Below are 14,626 nucleotides of genomic sequence, written 5' to 3' on the forward strand. Positions count from 1 at the left end.
CTAGGTTGAGAGGCCGCGCGTTAGCGTCCGAGAATCGCCTTCAGGGCGCTGTCCAGCGTCGGATAGTGAAACGTGAACCCCGCCGCCTCGAGGCGCGCGGGGCGCATACGGGCGCCGGTCAGCAACAAGCGTGACATCTCGCCCAGGGCCAGCCGCAGCAAGCTAGCGGGCACCTTCATCAGTGCAGGACGATGCAGATGATGCGCCAAGGTACGCGTGAAGTCGGCATTGGTGACGGGGTGCGGCGCAGAAGCATTGAAAGGCCCCTCGAGGTCATCCCGCTCGAGCAACAACAGCACGATGCGCACTAGATCCTCGCGATGAATCCACGGCATGTACTGACGCCCACTCCCCAGACGACCACCGAGACCCAGCCGGAAAGGCGGGAGCAGCTTGCTCAGCGTGCCACCACCGGCATCGAGCACCAGCCCGGTACGCAACAGCGCGACCCGCACACCCAGCGGTTCGGCCGCCCGCGCCGCCGATTCCCATTGCGCGCACAGGCGATGGGCGAACTCATCGGTGGGCGGCGTCTGCTCGGTGACGTCGCGCTCTCCTTGATCGCCGTAAAAGCCCATGGCCGACCCGGAGACCATGACCCTCGGCGGCGTCTCCAGACGCTCGCACAACGCCACCAGCTCGCGCGTGATGTTCAGCCGCGATTCGAGCAAACGCTTTTTCTGCGCCTCGCTCCAGCGCTTGTCGGCAATGGGCTCGCCAGCGAGGTTGACGATCGCCTCGGGGGCGTCTTCTGCAAATGCCATGACCGACTCGCGGATCTCGATGCCCTCGGGCAGATGCGTTTGCGCCCGGGCGGGCGAGCGCGATACCACTAGCAACCGATGGCCAGCCTCATGTAGACGATGGCAAAGCAGCCGTCCGACGAAACCGCTACCGCCGGTGATCAGTATGCGCATGATGACTCTCCGAATACGTATTATACGACCGTTGTACAGTTTGCTAGAGTTGTCCAGGTAAATATGTATTGGCCTGAGCGAACAGCATAGCTCATGGCCACCCGCCACGCGGCTGTCGTCGCCACGCAAGGCGCCACGCAAGGCGCCACGCCAAATACCATAGGAGATTGCTCGATGAGCCACGCTTTGATATTACTTGCCCATGGCTCCAGCGATGCGCGCTGGCGCGCGCCTTTCGAGACGCTCGAACACGACCTGCGCGCACGCCTCGAAACCCCCGCTGTCATCGCCTATATGGAACTAAGTGAACCCTCGCTGGAAACCCGAGTCGCCGAACTTTATGACCAAGGCCATCGACGCCTCGACATCTTGCCACTGTTTTTCGCCGCCGGACGTCACCTGCGTCAGGACGTACCAGCCCAGCTTGAGGCATTGCGCGGGCAATATCCCCAGGCGGCACTGACGCTGCTCGACCCCGTGGGCCAGCACCCCGCCTTCGTCGAAGCATTGGCGGGCATCGTGACGGCCCGCGTAGAGGCGTCGCTGGAAAGATAGGCCGTAATGGAGATTGTACAGAACTATTGCGATGTACAACTTCATCCCCCATGCTAAGTGGCAAGATTCACAGGAGGCACCTAAGCGCATGAGTGAACAGGCGATGGATCCGGCCAGTTCGCCGCTGTACCCGATCCGCGAGGTTTCACGGCTGACCGGCGTCAATTCCGTGACCTTGCGCGCCTGGGAGCGTCGCTACGGCCTGATTCGCCCGCAGCGTACCCCAAAGGGACACCGTCTCTACGCACGCGAGGACATACGCCGCGTCGAACGCATTCTGCAATGGCTAAACCGGGGTGTTCCCGTCAGCCAAGTACGCGATCTGCTCGAGCAGGCCGAGCCCACAGCCAATGATGCCCCACCGCCAGACATCAGCGACTGGGAAAGCCAACGCCAGCAACTGCTGCAGGCCGTCGACGCGCTGGATAACGATACGCTGGAGGCCCTGTTCAGTCGCAGCATGGCGCTTTATCCCGCGGGTTTGTGCGTGACCGAGTTATGGCAGCCGGTGATCGATCAACTCGAGGAACGCTGGAGCGATCAGTTCGGTGCCGAGTTGCAGCGCCGCTTGCTGGAAAGCTTCTTGCGCACGCGGGTCGGCATTCGCCTTTACCACGCCAACCAAGCCTCACGGGGGGCGCGTCTACTGCTATTGCGCCTGCCCGAGGAGCGCGACCTTTTGCGCCTGTTGCTTTTGGCGCTGGTCGCGTCTGCCTCGGGATTTCGGGTCGAATGGCTGGATACCGACCTGCCGCTCAACGAGTTGCCGCTGGCCGCGGAACGCTTCAAGGCAGACGCCGTGCTCATGACTAGCGGATATGCCGAGCGCAGCGATCTCATTCGGCGTCAGTTGCCGCGCTTGGCGGAGCAACTCGAGATGCCGCTGTGCTTAGTTGGCCCCGTGGCACGCATCCGCGGTGCGGAACTGGAAAACACCCAGGTCGCCACGCTCGGCAACGAATTACCCGCCGCGCTCAGCCGCCTGCATGGGCTGCTGGGACGCTAACCCTTACACCTGCGCCAGGGATGGGCCATGTCCGATGTGCAATTGATGTGGTTCCGCAGCGACCTGCGAACCTTCGATAACCGCGCCTTGCATGCCGCCGCCGAACGCGGACCGGTAATCGCCGTTTTCTTGATCAGCTTTCCGCAGTGGCAACATCACGACCACGGCGCCAACAAGGTGGACTTCTGGCTGCGTGGCGCAGCAGCGCTTCGTGAGCACCTGGCCGGTCTCAATATCCCCTTGCTGCAACGACGCATCGCGACCTACGACGAGGCACCCGCAGCACTGCTCGAACTGGCGCGCACTCATGGCGCCAGCGCGCTGCACTTCAATCGCGAATATCCTCTCAACGAGTCCCGCCGCGATGCGGCAGTGGAATCTGCCTTCCAGGCGAACGGGCTGGCAGTATGGGGCCATACCGATGCCGTCGCCTACGCCCCCGGCGAGCTGCTCACCGGCAAGGGCGAGCCATATAGCGTGTTCACGCCGTTCGCCAAGGCTTGGCATCGCCAGTTGGCGTCACGCCGCATCGCCTTGGTGGAAGAACCTGAGCCCCAAGCCCAACTGGCTATCGACGCCGACCCGCCGCCTTCTCGTGATCTCGAGGCGATGGCCGACGCGCCACTCGACCCGAGTCTGTGGCCCGCGGGACAGGACGAAGCCGGCGACCGCCTCGAACGCTTCCTGCGTTTTCGCGGCCATCATTACAAGCGCCAGCGAGATTTCCCCGCACTCCCCGGCACCAGCGAACTGTCGCCCTACCTGGCGCTGGGCATGATCTCGCATCGCCAGTGCCTGCACGCGGTGATGAGCAACAACGAGGGCCACCTGGCCGACGGCGATGCCGGCCTCACCGCCTGGGCCAATGAATTGGTCTGGCGCGAGTTCTATCTGCATATCGCCGCCAGCTTTCCCGACATCAATCGCCACTGCCCCTTTCAGTCGCATACAAAGGCCTTGGCCTGGCGCGACGATGACGCGGGGTTTCAGGCTTGGTGCGAAGGGCGTACAGGCTATCCCCTGGTCGACGCCGCAATGCGCCAGCTCGTCCATTGTGGATGGATGCACAATCGCTTGCGCATGGTGGTGGCGATGTTCTTGTCCAAGCACTTGCTGATCGACTGGCGTCGCGGCGAGGCCTTCTTCATGCGGCATCTCATCGATGGCGACTTCGCCTCCAACAATGGCGGCTGGCAGTGGGCCGCCTCCACTGGCACCGACGCCGCGCCCTATTTCCGTATCTTCAATCCCACCACGCAGGCGGAACGTTTCGACCCCGAGGGGCGATTCATCGCGCAATGGCTCCCCGAACTGGCCGAGCTCCCCGTCAAGTCACGCTTTTTCCCCGACGAGTCGCAACGCCGCCGGACCGGCTATGCCACACCCATCGTCGACCACAAGGCAGCACGTCAACGCGCGCTGGACGCCTTCAAGTCACTGACGACGTAACCCACCCCAAGCGCAAGCCACAGCCCCACGCCCTTTTCGGAGGACAGCATGAGCCAAGACACCGCATTGGCGACCTTTTGTCATGTCTTCGATAAATTGGACAAAAGGTGTACAGAGTCTCTCAAAAACCTCTACACTGACGATGTAGCATTCACCGACCCGTTACATCACATCGAGGGCCGCGAAGTCCTGATGCGTTATTACGCGGACATGCTGGCCAATGTTCAGGCATGCCGGTTCGAGGTGACTCGCCGTCAGCGTGAGGGCGACGACGCCTTCGTGGCGTGGACGCTTCACCTGACGCATCCCCGTCTCGCTCGAGGACGGCCTCTGCGTATCGCGGGATGCTCGCAGTTGACGTTTCGTGGTGACCGGGTCTGTCGGCATCGTGATTATTTCGATGCCGGTGCAATGCTTTACGAACACCTGCCCCTGCTCGGGGCGGTGATTCGCTGGCTCAAGCGGCGCGTGGATCCGGCGAGCCACTTGCGCTAGGTATCCCGCACCACGTGCGCTCGGCATCTAGAGGAGAGCCCATGGCGACCCCAACGGCACCCCGACGTATCTGGCTGACCGGCGCCACCTCCGGCATCGGTGAAGCCCTTGCCAAGCGGTTGTTGCAAGACGGGCACCGCGTAGCCCTGACCGCACGTCGACGCGACACCCTGGAGGCACTCGCCGCCCCTTTCGAGAATGCCCTGGTGGTCCCCGCCGATCTCACTGACCGCGCGTCGGTCAGTGAGGCCGGAGCAAGGATCGAAGCCGTCTTCGGTGGGCTCGAGCTGGCACTGCTCAATGCCGGCACCTGCGAGTATCTGGATGCTCGCCACTTCGACGTCGACCTGATCGAGCGCGTGCTCGCCACCAACCTGCACGGCACCCTGTATGCCATCGATGCGGCATTGCCGCTACTGCGCCGCGCTCGCCATGGCACGCAGCGTCCGCAGCTGGCCGCCGTTTCCAGCGCTTCGGCGTATTTTCCACTGCCACGCGCCGAAGCTTACGGCGCTTCCAAGGCCGCGATCAGCTACTTCCTCACCTCCCTGCGACTCGACCTGGCGGCGGAAGGCATCGATGTCAGCGTCATACACCCCGGATTCGTGCGCACACCGCTAACCGAGCGCAACGACTTCCCCATGCCCATGCGCGTCGAGGTCGATACCGCCGTCGAGGCCATACTAAGCGGCCTGGAAAAACGCGTGCTGGACATTCACTTCCCGCGCCGCTTCACCTTGCTGGTCAAGCTGGCGGGCATCCTGCCGCCTGCGCTACGTCATCGGCTCGGGCGTCTCTTGACCCGTAACACCGCCGAAGAGGGTCGACCGTGAACGTGCCCGCCTCACGCATCGCGGTGGTCGGCGGCGGCATTGCCGGCATGGCCGCCGCCCATTACCTCTCGCAACGCCACGAGGTGACACTGTTCGAGGCCAACGAGCACCTCGGTGGCCACACTGCGACCGTGGATGTCGAGCTGGACGGGCACCGGCATGCCATCGACACCGGTTTCATTGTCTTCAACGACCGCACCTATCCACACTTTCAGCGCTTGCTTGCACAGTTGGGCGTGACCGCACAAGCCACCGAAATGAGCTTTTCGGTGCATGCCACGCACGAGGACTTCGAATATAACGGCCATACCCTCGATACTCTGTTCGCCCAGCGTCGTAATCTACTGCGCCCCGGCTTTCACAGAATGCTGCGCGATATCCTGCGCTTCAATCGCCACGCGGTACGCGACCTATCACACGGCACCTTGCCGGAGGGCATGACGCTGGGCGAGTACCTGGCGCGGGGTGGCTACGGCGAGGCTTTCCGGCGCCGTTACCTGCTGCCCATGGGTGCCGCTATCTGGTCCGCCAGCGAACGCGACATGGCGAATTTCCCGCTGACATCCTTCGTGCGTTTCTTTCATCATCATGGGTTGCTGTCGGTGCATAATCGCCCTCAGTGGTACACGCTAGTGGGCGGCGCACGACGCTACATAGCCCCGCTGACGGCCGCCTATGCTCAGCGCGTCCGCTTGGCCTGCCCGGTGCGGAGTATCGATCGCGATGCAACGGGCGTGACACTGACCACGCCCCAAGGGCGGGAGCGTTTCGATCAGGTGGTGCTCGCCTGCCACAGCGACCAGGCACTGGCGATGCTCAGCGCCCCTAGTCAAGCAGAACGACAGATCCTCGATGCCCTGCCTTATCAGGACAATGATGTTGTCTTGCATACCGATACCCGAATGCTGCCACGACGGCGCCGCGCCTGGGCAAGCTGGAACTATCGCATCGATGGACGCCAGGACGACGCCCGCGTCTCGGTGACCTACGACATGAACCGCCTCCAGCATCTGACAGGCGCGACGCGTTTCTGCGTGACGCTCAACGACAGCGACGCCATCGCCCCCGAGTGCATGCTTCAGCGCTTCGTCTATCGTCACCCCTGCTTCACGCTGGCGGGTGCCGCTGCCCAGCAGCGTCATGCGGAAATCTCCGGTCCGCACCAGCGCACGCATTTCTGTGGCGCGTACTGGCGCCACGGTTTCCACGAAGACGGCGTCTGGAGCGCGCTGCGCGTGGCCCGTGCACTGGGCTGCGATGAATTCGGTGTCCTGCAAGGGTCTCTCTCACCGGCAACCGCAGTACCTGAAGGAGTCCAGGCATGAGCGCCCCCTTGCATAGCCGGGTAGCCTTGGGCGAACTGCGCCATCGGCGATTCACGCCGCGAACGCACCGTTTCACCTACCGCGTGTGGATGGCCTGGCTCGACTTGGACGAGCTACCCGAACTCTTCGATCCGCTGCCGGGATTCAGTGCACGACGTGCTGCGCTGGCGCGCTTTCGCCGCGAGGATTATCTGGGGCCCACGCATCTGCCGCTCAAGACGGCGGTGCGGCAGCGACTTCGCCACGAGCTGGGCGAAGCACCCGACGGCCCGATTCGCATGCTGACCCAGCTGCGCCTCTGCGGGGTGCTCTTCAACCCCATCACGCTGTATTACGCCTACGACCGAGACGAGCGTCTGTGCGCCATTCTCGGCGAAGTCACCAATACGCCGTGGCGGGAGCGCCAGGTCTATGCCTACCGAGTGACGCCGACGCGCCATGTCCATGCCGCGTATTTCGACAAGGCGCTGCATGTCTCGCCGTTCAACCCCATGGACATGCGCTATCGCTGGCGCTTCAACACACCAAGCGAGCACCTGCTGATGCACATGGAGGCATGGCGCGAGGACACGCGCCATTTCGATGCCACGCTGAGCCTGCATTTCGCACCAGCGGGACGGCGCGCGTGGCTTGCCGCCCTGGCACGGGCCCCTTGGATGAGCCTCAAGACGCTGGCCGGCATTCATTTCGAGGCATTGCGTCTATGGCTGAAGCGCGTGCCACTCTTTTCCCATCCCCGTGGCGAGGAGACACGCCCGTGACGACGACCCGTTCCGCCACCAAGACGCCTGCCAGCACGCTCGGTGCGCGCATAGCACGTTGGCTCAAGCCACGCCTGCTGCGTCAGCTGTCGACCATAGAGGGCGGCGTGCTCATCATCGAGGAAGCCGGACGCACTCATCGTCTCGGCCAGGGTGGACCACTCACGGTACGCCTGCAGGTACATCATGACCGAGTCTGGCGACGCATTGCGCTGGGGGGCAGCGTCGCGGCCGGGGAAACCTATATGGACGGTGACTGGCACTGCGATGACCTGGTCGCGCTGATTCGTTTGCTCGCGCGCAACCTGGAGCACGTCAACGAACGTCTGGAGAAAGGCCCCGCACGATTGGCGCATAGTGTGCTCAGTACTCTCCAATCCCTACAACGCAATACCTCTGGTCGCGCCCGACGCCATGTAGCCGCGCATTACGACCTCGGCAATGACCTCTTCGAGACGTTCCTCGATCGCGAGCACTGGCTTTACTCCAGCGCCATCTTTCCACGCCCCGAAGCTAGCCTGGAAGACGCGTCGACATACAAGCTGGAGCTCATTCTCGACAAGCTGGATGTTGGCCCCGAACATCACCTGTTGGAGATCGGCACCGGCTGGGGCGGGCTGGCACTGTACGCGGCACGCACCCGAGGCTGCCGCGTCACCACCACGACCATTTCCGAGGCGCAGTACGCGCATACTGCGCTGCGCATACGCGAAGCCGGCCTCGAGGATCGCATCACCCTACTCAAGCGCGATTATCGCGACCTCGAGGGGCGTTACGACCGCCTGGTATCGGTGGAAATGATCGAGGCAGTGGGGCATCAGTACCTGGACACTTATCTGGCCACCGTCGACAGTCTACTCGATGACGACGGCTTGGCGCTGATTCAGGCCATCACCATTCGCGACCAGCGCTATGAAGCAGCCAAGCGCGAGGTCGACTTCATCAAGCGTTACATCTTTCCTGGCGGTTTCCTGCCTTCCCACCAGGCGATGCTGGAAAGCATCGCGCGGCGCACGCAACTCAACGTACTCATCCTCGACGAGATCGGGGCACATTATGCGCGTACGCTTTGCGAATGGCGCCAGCGCTTCGAATCCAGCCTCGAGCGCGTTCGTAGTCTCGGCTATGACGAACGCTTCATCCGCATGTGGCGCTATTATCTGTGCTACTGCGAAGGCGGCTTCCGCGAGCGCACCATCGGCGCCTCGCAGTGGCTACTGGCCAAACCTGGCAGCCGGCGCGCACCGCTCACCGGCGCACCTTGACGCCATGCTTGGCAAGATTTTAAACGCGCTCGCGTTTCAAGTCGGCTGGCTAGCCTGCGTGCTCGGTGGTACGCCCTGGGCCTTGCTCACGGTCACGGTAATCGTGACGTGTCACCTGCGGTGGCTGGGCATACCGGGAGAGTGGCGCTGGCTGGCGGGATTCACGCTACTCGGCGCGGGCGTGGACGGCACGCTGACGTTGCTCGGCGGTTTACGCTTTACCGATGGATCGGAACTCACTCCGGTACTGCCGCTATGGCTGTGGCTGCTCTGGCCGCTATTCGCGACCACCATTCACCATTCACTCGCTTGGCTATGGTCGCACCCGTGGCTGGCGATGCTTGGCGGGGCGCTCGGTGGGCCGAGTTCCTACCTGGGGGGTGCACGCCTGGCGGATGTCGAACTGGCGCCTTGGGCTGTGGCGGTGCAGGCCGTAGTGTGGAGCAGTCTATGCGGATGGTTGGCGCTCAGGAAAGTGACACCTCGAGATCGCCCTTGAGCCGCCTCTCGACATCGGTGACCCGTTCGGGGCGGGCATAGAGGAAGCCTTGCACCATGGCACAACCCTCTGCACGCAGATAATCCCGCTGCGCCTCGGTTTCCACCCCTTCGGCGACCACGTCCAGCCCAAGGCCGCGAGCCATGGCGAGCACTGCCGAGGTGATAGCAGCATCGGCGCTATCGTCGGGCAGGGCACGCACGAAGGCACGGTCGAGCTTGAGCTTATCCACCGGCAACTGCTTGAGATAGGCCATCGATGAATAGCCGGTGCCGAAGTCGTCGATGGCAATCGGATGCCCTTTGTCACGCAGCGCGACGAGACGCGTCGATATGTCCCCAGCGCGCTCGTCGAGCAGTACCGACTCGGTCAGTTCCAGTCCCAGCATGGCCGCAGGCACGTTGTGCTTGGACAAACTGGCAGACAACCGGGACTCAAGATCGCCCTGGATTAGCTGCACCGCAGAGATATTGATCCACACTGGCACGAACGATAACCCTTGCTGGCGCCAGGTCGACAACTGCGCACAGGCGTGATCGATCACCCAATCGCCCAGCGACGCCATCAAACCGTGGCGTTCGGCCAAAGGGATGAACGTCGCCGGCGAAATCATGCCATGCGTGGGATGATACCAGCGCAGCAGGGCTTCCATGCCGGCCAGACGGCCGTCGTCGAGATAGTGCTGGGTCTGGTAGAAAAGCTCGAGTTGCGTACCGTGCGCCAGGGCTTGGCGAAGCTCGTTGAGCAGCTCGAGTTGAGGATCCCCCGCGACTTCCAGCGAAGGACGGAAGCGTTGACTATGGTTACGCCCGTGGCGCTTGGCGGCATAGAGTGCCGACTCGAGACGCTGGAACAGCACGCCGGGATCACGCCCGTCTTCGGGCGCCCGGCAAGTGCCGATGGTCAGCCCCAGGCGAAGGGGTTTGTCACCGATTTCGAACGGTTCGCTAAGATGCCCGCGTAGCCCTTCCACCCATTGTTCGTGATCATCATAAGTCGTGGTGCGAATGACCATGAACTCGTCGCCGCCCAGGCGCCCTACCACCCCTCCGGCGACAAAGGCGTCGAGCCGTTGCCCGAAGCGTGATAGCAGGCGATCGCCCTTGTCGACGCCCATGGTGTCATTGACGGCCTTGAAGCCATCGATATCGATCAACGCGATATCCAATCCCTCGCCTGCTCGCAGTCGCTGCAAGCGCGAGGCCAACAAATCATGCAGACGTCGGCGATTGGGTAAGCCGGTCAACGGGTCCTCGAAGCCGATACGTTGCAAATCCTGCTCACGTGCCTTGTGACGAGTGATATCGGTGAACAATCCCACGTAATGCGTGACACGCCCCTTGTCATCTGCGACCGCCCGCACACGCAGCCATTCGGGGAATTGATCGCCATGCTTGCGCTGGTTCCAGACTTCCCCTTCCCACTGCCCGGTGGCATTGAGGGTCTGCCAATAATGTTCGTAGAAAGCCTTGTCATGGCGCCCGGAGGAGAGCACCGATGGATCGAGGCCGCGTATCTCGTCATCACTGTAGCCGGTGATGTGCGTAAAGGCCGGATTGACCGCCTCGATGCGATTGTGGGAGTTGGAAATAACCACGCCATCGGGGGAGAGCGTGAGCGCCGCTTCGGTCAGCCGACGACGGGTCGCCTCTAGACGAATCTGCCGCCAGGCATCCAGGGCGCCAATGGTTACGATCACCAAAGCCGCCAGGCGCAGCATTAGCGTCGGCAACAGGCTCATGGAGGCCATGGCAGCAATGCCCGTCCATACCAAGGGACGGTTGAGCGTAAAGACGGACCACATGGTGAATTAGCGGCTCAATCAATAGAGGTTCGTGAAGGTGCAGGCATCATGCCCCTTCTCTTGCGACCGGCGCAACCCGCACCCATCCGCGGATTGCACCCATAACGCGCGCCCGGTAGGCTAGCCCAGCGTGCATTCATTCGGCACTGCCAGTAGACTAAGGTGTTCGTGCTCTGCGACGCACCACAATTTCGACTCTCGGAAAGACTCAGTGACCAAGCAACATTCTTTCAGCTACGAAGAACTGCTGGCATGCAGCCAGGGCGAGCTTTTCGGCCCGGGCAACGCCCAGCTGCCGGCCCCCAACATGCTGATGCTCGACCGCATCACGCAGATCCAGGAGGGCGGAGGCGAGTACGACAAGGGCGAGCTCATCGCCGAACTGGATATCCACCCCGACCTGTGGTTCTTCGATTGCCACTTCCCCGGCGACCCGGTCATGCCTGGCTGCCTGGGTCTGGATGCCATGTGGCAACTGGTCGGCTTCTACCTCGGCTGGCTGGGCCATCCTGGCCGCGGGCGCGCCTTGGGCTGTGGCGAGGTCAAGTTCTCTGGCCAGATCATGCCCGATGCCGCCAAGGTCACCTACCGGATCAACCTCAAGCGGATCATTACCCGGCGGTTGATACTAGGGATTGCCGACGGCACCGTCTCGGTCGACGGTCGCGATATCTATCAGGCCAACGATTTGCGCGTTGGCTTGTTTACCTCCACCGCGAATTTCTGATCAGGAGGCTTCCATGCGACGAGTGGTAGTCACCGGCCAAGGCATCGTGTCTTGCCTCGGCAATGACCAGCACCAGGTACTGGACGCACTGCGCAACGGGCGCTCGGGTATTCGTTTCAAAGAAGAATACGCCGAACGTGGTTTCCGTAGCCATGTGGCCGGTGTCATCGATATTGATCTCGATACTTTAATCGACCGTAAGCTGCGTCGCTTCATGGGCGATGCTGCGGCATTCGCCTATGTCTCGATGGAACAGGCGATCCGCGATGCTGGCCTCGACGAAAGCGATATCTCCAACGAGCGTACCGGCCTGATCGCTGGCTCCGGCGGCGCGTCCAGCGCCAACCAGGTCGAAGCCGCCGACGTCCTGCGCGAGAAGGGCCTACGTCGCGTCGGTCCCTACCGGGTCACGCGGACCATGGGCAGCACGGTCTCCGCCTGTCTCGCCACGCCGTTCAAGATCAAGGGCGTCAACTACTCTATCTCCTCAGCCTGCGCGACCTCGGCCCACTGCATCGGCAGTGCCGTCGAGCAGATCCAGCTCGGCAAGCAGGACGTGGTCTTTGCCGGTGGCGGCGAGGAGGAGCATTGGACGCTGTCTTGTCTGTTCGACGCCATGGGCGCGCTCTCGACTAGCTATAACGACGCACCTGAATCCGCCTCGCGTCCCTATGACGCCTCGCGCGATGGCTTCATCATCGCCGGCGGTGGCGGCATGCTGGTGCTCGAAGAGCTGGAACACGCCAAGGCACGTGGCGCCAAGATCTATGCCGAAATCGTCGGCTATGGCGCCACCTCCGATGGCTACGACATGGTTGCACCCTCGGGCGAGGGTGCCGCACGCTGCATGCGGCAAGCCATGGCGAACGTGGACGGTCCGATCGACTATATCAATACCCATGGCACCTCCACCCCGGTGGGCGACATCGCCGAGCTCAAGGCGGTTCGCGAGGTGTTTGGCGATACCACGCCAGCGATGAGCTCCACCAAATCGCTGACCGGGCATTCGCTGGGCGCCACCGGCGTGCAGGAGACCATCTACTCGCTGTTGATGATGGAACACGCCTTCATCGCCGCCTCGGCCAACATCAGCGAGCTAGACGATGCTGCCCAGGGCTTCGATATCGTCGAGCAACGTCGCGACAATGTTGCCATCGAGCGCGTGCTGTCCAATAGCTTCGGGTTCGGCGGCACCAATGCCTGCCTGGTGCTGCAGCGCTACCGGGACTGATCCGCGACCTGAGCGCCGAGCGTTTCCCGGTAACACGAAAAAGGGGCGTCTCTCACGAGACGCCCCTTTTTGGCATGCTACCACACAATCGTCGACAGAAGCTCAGGCTGGCACCTTAGTGGGCTCGCCCTCAACCTCGGGGCGCGGTACCGCGGAGATCTCGCGAAGCTGCGCTTCGATCCACTGCTCTACCTCGGCCAACACCTCGTCGGTCGCGCGCCCCTGCGTATCGATCGGCTCGCCGACCACCACATGCAAGTGTCCAGGCTTCTTGACCCAATGCCGTCCCGGCCAATGTTCCCCGGCATTGTGGGCCACAGGCAACACCGGGACACCAGAGCGGCAAGCAATTACTACACCACTCTTGTTGTAGCGACGCCGTTGCCCTGGCGCCACCCGAGTGCCCTCGGGAAAGATCAGCACCGAGAGTCCCTCAGCCAAACGCTGCGAGCCCTGCTCGAGCACCATGCGCATGGCCCGCGACGGTCGCGAGCGATCCAGCGCGATAGGTTTGATCAATCGTAGCCCCCAGCCGAAGACCGGCATATTGAGCAGCTCACGCTTGAGCACCGTGCACACCGGAACCTTGAGCAGCTGCAGGAACAGGGTTTCCCACTCACTTTGATGATTAGCGAGCACCACGCAGGGGCCCTCAGGCACGTTCTCGCGCCCGCTAACGTGATAACGCACCCCACAGGACACGGCGAACCAGCCCACGATGAAACGGTTATACAAATTCAGCAGCCGAAAACGCGAAAACAACGGCAAGAACGGTGCGGCCGGTAGCAACACTAGGCCGCTGATTAGTAGTGCCAGAAAGTAGCCGGCATAAAATACGAGACTGCGTAATACCTTCACGTTGCCGACTCCTTGTCATGCAACAGGCACCAATCATCCAACATGCGGCTCAGCTCGAGCCGCCAAGGCTTCTGATGGATACCGAAAACGTCCAACACGCGGCGGCAGTTCAGGACCCGCCGCAAGGGACGGTCGTGATGGTGATGCAAGGCATGCAATGTCCCTAATGTCGCGTCACGCTCCTGCCGTTCAAGATGCGTGGTGAGGTATGTGCGCACGACGGAGGCGAACGTATACGGGCTGATCGGCTCGGTACCCGCTAGATGGTAGGCGCCCCAAGCATCGGCGCCACAACCTTGCTGCTGCATCATGCCGATCAACGCCATGGCCACCGCATCGACCGAGGTCGGACACAGGATGACGTCTTCCGCGGCGCGTACTTCGTCACCCGCCAGCAGCGTGTCGAGTAACTCGGGCAACCAGGCATGCGCCCCGCCAAGCGCGAACAGCGGCCCCAGCCGTACTATGAGGTGCCTAGGCAGACACTCACGCACCCGGTCGCCGGTCGCAATCAAGCGCTTCAAACTGTCATCTCGTGGCGCCGGAATGACATGCTCGTCGAGCGGCCCGTCGCCCCCCTCCTCATAGAGTTCATCGGACACGCACCAGATCAACGGCACATCGTATTCCCGACACAGCGCGAGATTGGCGTCGACCGCTTCGACATGGGCCATGACCTCGGCGGGCGCCAAACGTGACGGCGCCGATAATGGCGGCACTATCAGCGCATCAGGCCGGGCCTCGGCCAAGGCCTCCGCCGCGACTTGCGTCTCCTCGACGATGGTCAGTTGAGTATCGCGACGTCTATTGGCCTCACGCGCCAGCGCAAGACTCAAGCAATGTCCCGCATCCGCCAGCAGCAGCTTCACGGCCTCTCCTTTCGCATGCTCGTCTCCTCGAT

General features: G+C 62.6%; 15 protein-coding genes. 11 read left to right on the top strand and 4 right to left on the bottom strand.

Annotated features, from left to right (window positions below; genetic code table 11):
- Nucleotides 1–20: 20 nt before the first annotated feature.
- Entirely contained in the window at nt 21–917 is an 897-nt protein-coding gene (locus tag LUN51_RS14105; RefSeq protein ID WP_277811751.1) for a TIGR01777 family oxidoreductase, read from the bottom strand.
- A gap of 174 nt (nt 918–1,091) precedes the next feature.
- Here LUN51_RS14105 and LUN51_RS14110 point away from each other — a divergent pair, with 174 nt between their 5' ends.
- The 9 genes from LUN51_RS14110 (at nt 1,092) to LUN51_RS14150 (ending at nt 9,105) form a co-directional block, all read left to right on the top strand.
- Nucleotides 1,092–1,472 carry a sirohydrochlorin chelatase gene (locus LUN51_RS14110; RefSeq protein WP_277811752.1) on the top strand — a complete coding sequence of 127 codons (381 nt, stop codon included), beginning with the start codon at nt 1,092–1,094 and terminating at the stop codon, nt 1,470–1,472.
- Between the two features lie 88 nt (nt 1,473–1,560).
- Nucleotides 1,561–2,478 (top strand): MerR family transcriptional regulator, encoded by a 918-nt coding sequence (locus LUN51_RS14115; RefSeq protein WP_075369389.1) that lies wholly within the window; start codon nt 1,561–1,563, stop codon nt 2,476–2,478.
- 27 nt (nt 2,479–2,505) lie between these two features.
- Nucleotides 2,506–3,927 (top strand): deoxyribodipyrimidine photo-lyase, encoded by a 1,422-nt coding sequence (gene phrB / locus LUN51_RS14120; protein ID WP_277811753.1) that lies wholly within the window; start codon nt 2,506–2,508, stop codon nt 3,925–3,927.
- 48 nt (nt 3,928–3,975) lie between these two features.
- The gene (locus tag LUN51_RS14125; RefSeq protein WP_277811754.1) at nt 3,976–4,422 is read left to right on the top strand and encodes a nuclear transport factor 2 family protein; all 447 of its coding nucleotides are present in this window, start codon (nt 3,976–3,978) and stop codon (nt 4,420–4,422) included.
- 41 nt (nt 4,423–4,463) lie between these two features.
- Nucleotides 4,464–5,255 carry an SDR family NAD(P)-dependent oxidoreductase gene (locus LUN51_RS14130; RefSeq protein ID WP_277811755.1) on the top strand — a complete coding sequence of 264 codons (792 nt, stop codon included), beginning with the start codon at nt 4,464–4,466 and terminating at the stop codon, nt 5,253–5,255.
- Nucleotides 5,252–6,580 carry an NAD(P)/FAD-dependent oxidoreductase gene (locus LUN51_RS14135; RefSeq protein ID WP_277811756.1) on the top strand — a complete coding sequence of 443 codons (1,329 nt, stop codon included), beginning with the start codon at nt 5,252–5,254 and terminating at the stop codon, nt 6,578–6,580. Before LUN51_RS14130 ends, LUN51_RS14135 begins: the two co-directional genes overlap by 4 nt.
- Nucleotides 6,577–7,341, top strand: a complete 765-nt coding sequence (locus tag LUN51_RS14140) for a DUF1365 domain-containing protein (protein WP_277811757.1) — start codon at nt 6,577–6,579, stop codon at nt 7,339–7,341. Before LUN51_RS14135 ends, LUN51_RS14140 begins: the two co-directional genes overlap by 4 nt.
- Nucleotides 7,338–8,606 carry an SAM-dependent methyltransferase gene (locus LUN51_RS14145; protein ID WP_277811758.1) on the top strand — a complete coding sequence of 423 codons (1,269 nt, stop codon included), beginning with the start codon at nt 7,338–7,340 and terminating at the stop codon, nt 8,604–8,606. Before LUN51_RS14140 ends, LUN51_RS14145 begins: the two co-directional genes overlap by 4 nt.
- A 4-nt stretch (nt 8,607–8,610) precedes the next feature.
- Nucleotides 8,611–9,105 (top strand): DUF2878 domain-containing protein, encoded by a 495-nt coding sequence (locus LUN51_RS14150; RefSeq protein ID WP_277811759.1) that lies wholly within the window; start codon nt 8,611–8,613, stop codon nt 9,103–9,105.
- On the opposite strand, the gene LUN51_RS14155 is transcribed toward LUN51_RS14150, so the two are convergent.
- A complete protein-coding gene (locus tag LUN51_RS14155) occupies nt 9,074–10,909 on the bottom strand; it encodes a putative bifunctional diguanylate cyclase/phosphodiesterase (protein ID WP_277811760.1) in 1,836 nt (611 codons plus the stop codon). The two genes, LUN51_RS14150 and LUN51_RS14155, sit on opposite strands and share 32 nt — an antisense overlap.
- Before the next feature lie 211 nt (nt 10,910–11,120).
- On the opposite strand from LUN51_RS14155, the gene fabA reads away from it, so the two are divergent.
- Both fabA and fabB read left to right on the top strand, forming a co-directional pair.
- On the top strand, nt 11,121–11,636 hold the full coding sequence (gene fabA / locus LUN51_RS14160) for a 3-hydroxyacyl-[acyl-carrier-protein] dehydratase FabA (protein ID WP_277811761.1): 516 nt from the start codon (nt 11,121–11,123) through the stop codon (nt 11,634–11,636).
- Nucleotides 11,637–11,649: 13 nt separating this feature from the next.
- The gene (fabB, locus tag LUN51_RS14165) at nt 11,650–12,867 is read left to right on the top strand and encodes a beta-ketoacyl-ACP synthase I (protein ID WP_277811762.1); all 1,218 of its coding nucleotides are present in this window, start codon (nt 11,650–11,652) and stop codon (nt 12,865–12,867) included.
- Nucleotides 12,868–12,969: 102 nt separating this feature from the next.
- On the opposite strand, the gene LUN51_RS14170 is transcribed toward fabB, so the two are convergent.
- Both LUN51_RS14170 and LUN51_RS14175 read right to left on the bottom strand, forming a co-directional pair.
- Nucleotides 12,970–13,725 (bottom strand): lysophospholipid acyltransferase family protein, encoded by a 756-nt coding sequence (locus LUN51_RS14170; protein WP_277811763.1) that lies wholly within the window; start codon nt 13,723–13,725, stop codon nt 12,970–12,972.
- Complete coding sequence (locus LUN51_RS14175) at nt 13,722–14,594, bottom strand: sugar nucleotide-binding protein (protein WP_277811764.1); 873 nt, start codon at nt 14,592–14,594, stop codon at nt 13,722–13,724. Before LUN51_RS14175 ends, LUN51_RS14170 begins: the two co-directional genes overlap by 4 nt.
- Nucleotides 14,595–14,626 lie beyond the last annotated feature (32 nt).

Origin of the sequence: Chromohalobacter canadensis (assembly GCF_029544075.1) — a bacterium.
In the GTDB taxonomy this organism is placed as follows: Bacteria; Pseudomonadota; Gammaproteobacteria; order Pseudomonadales; family Halomonadaceae; genus Chromohalobacter; species Chromohalobacter canadensis_A.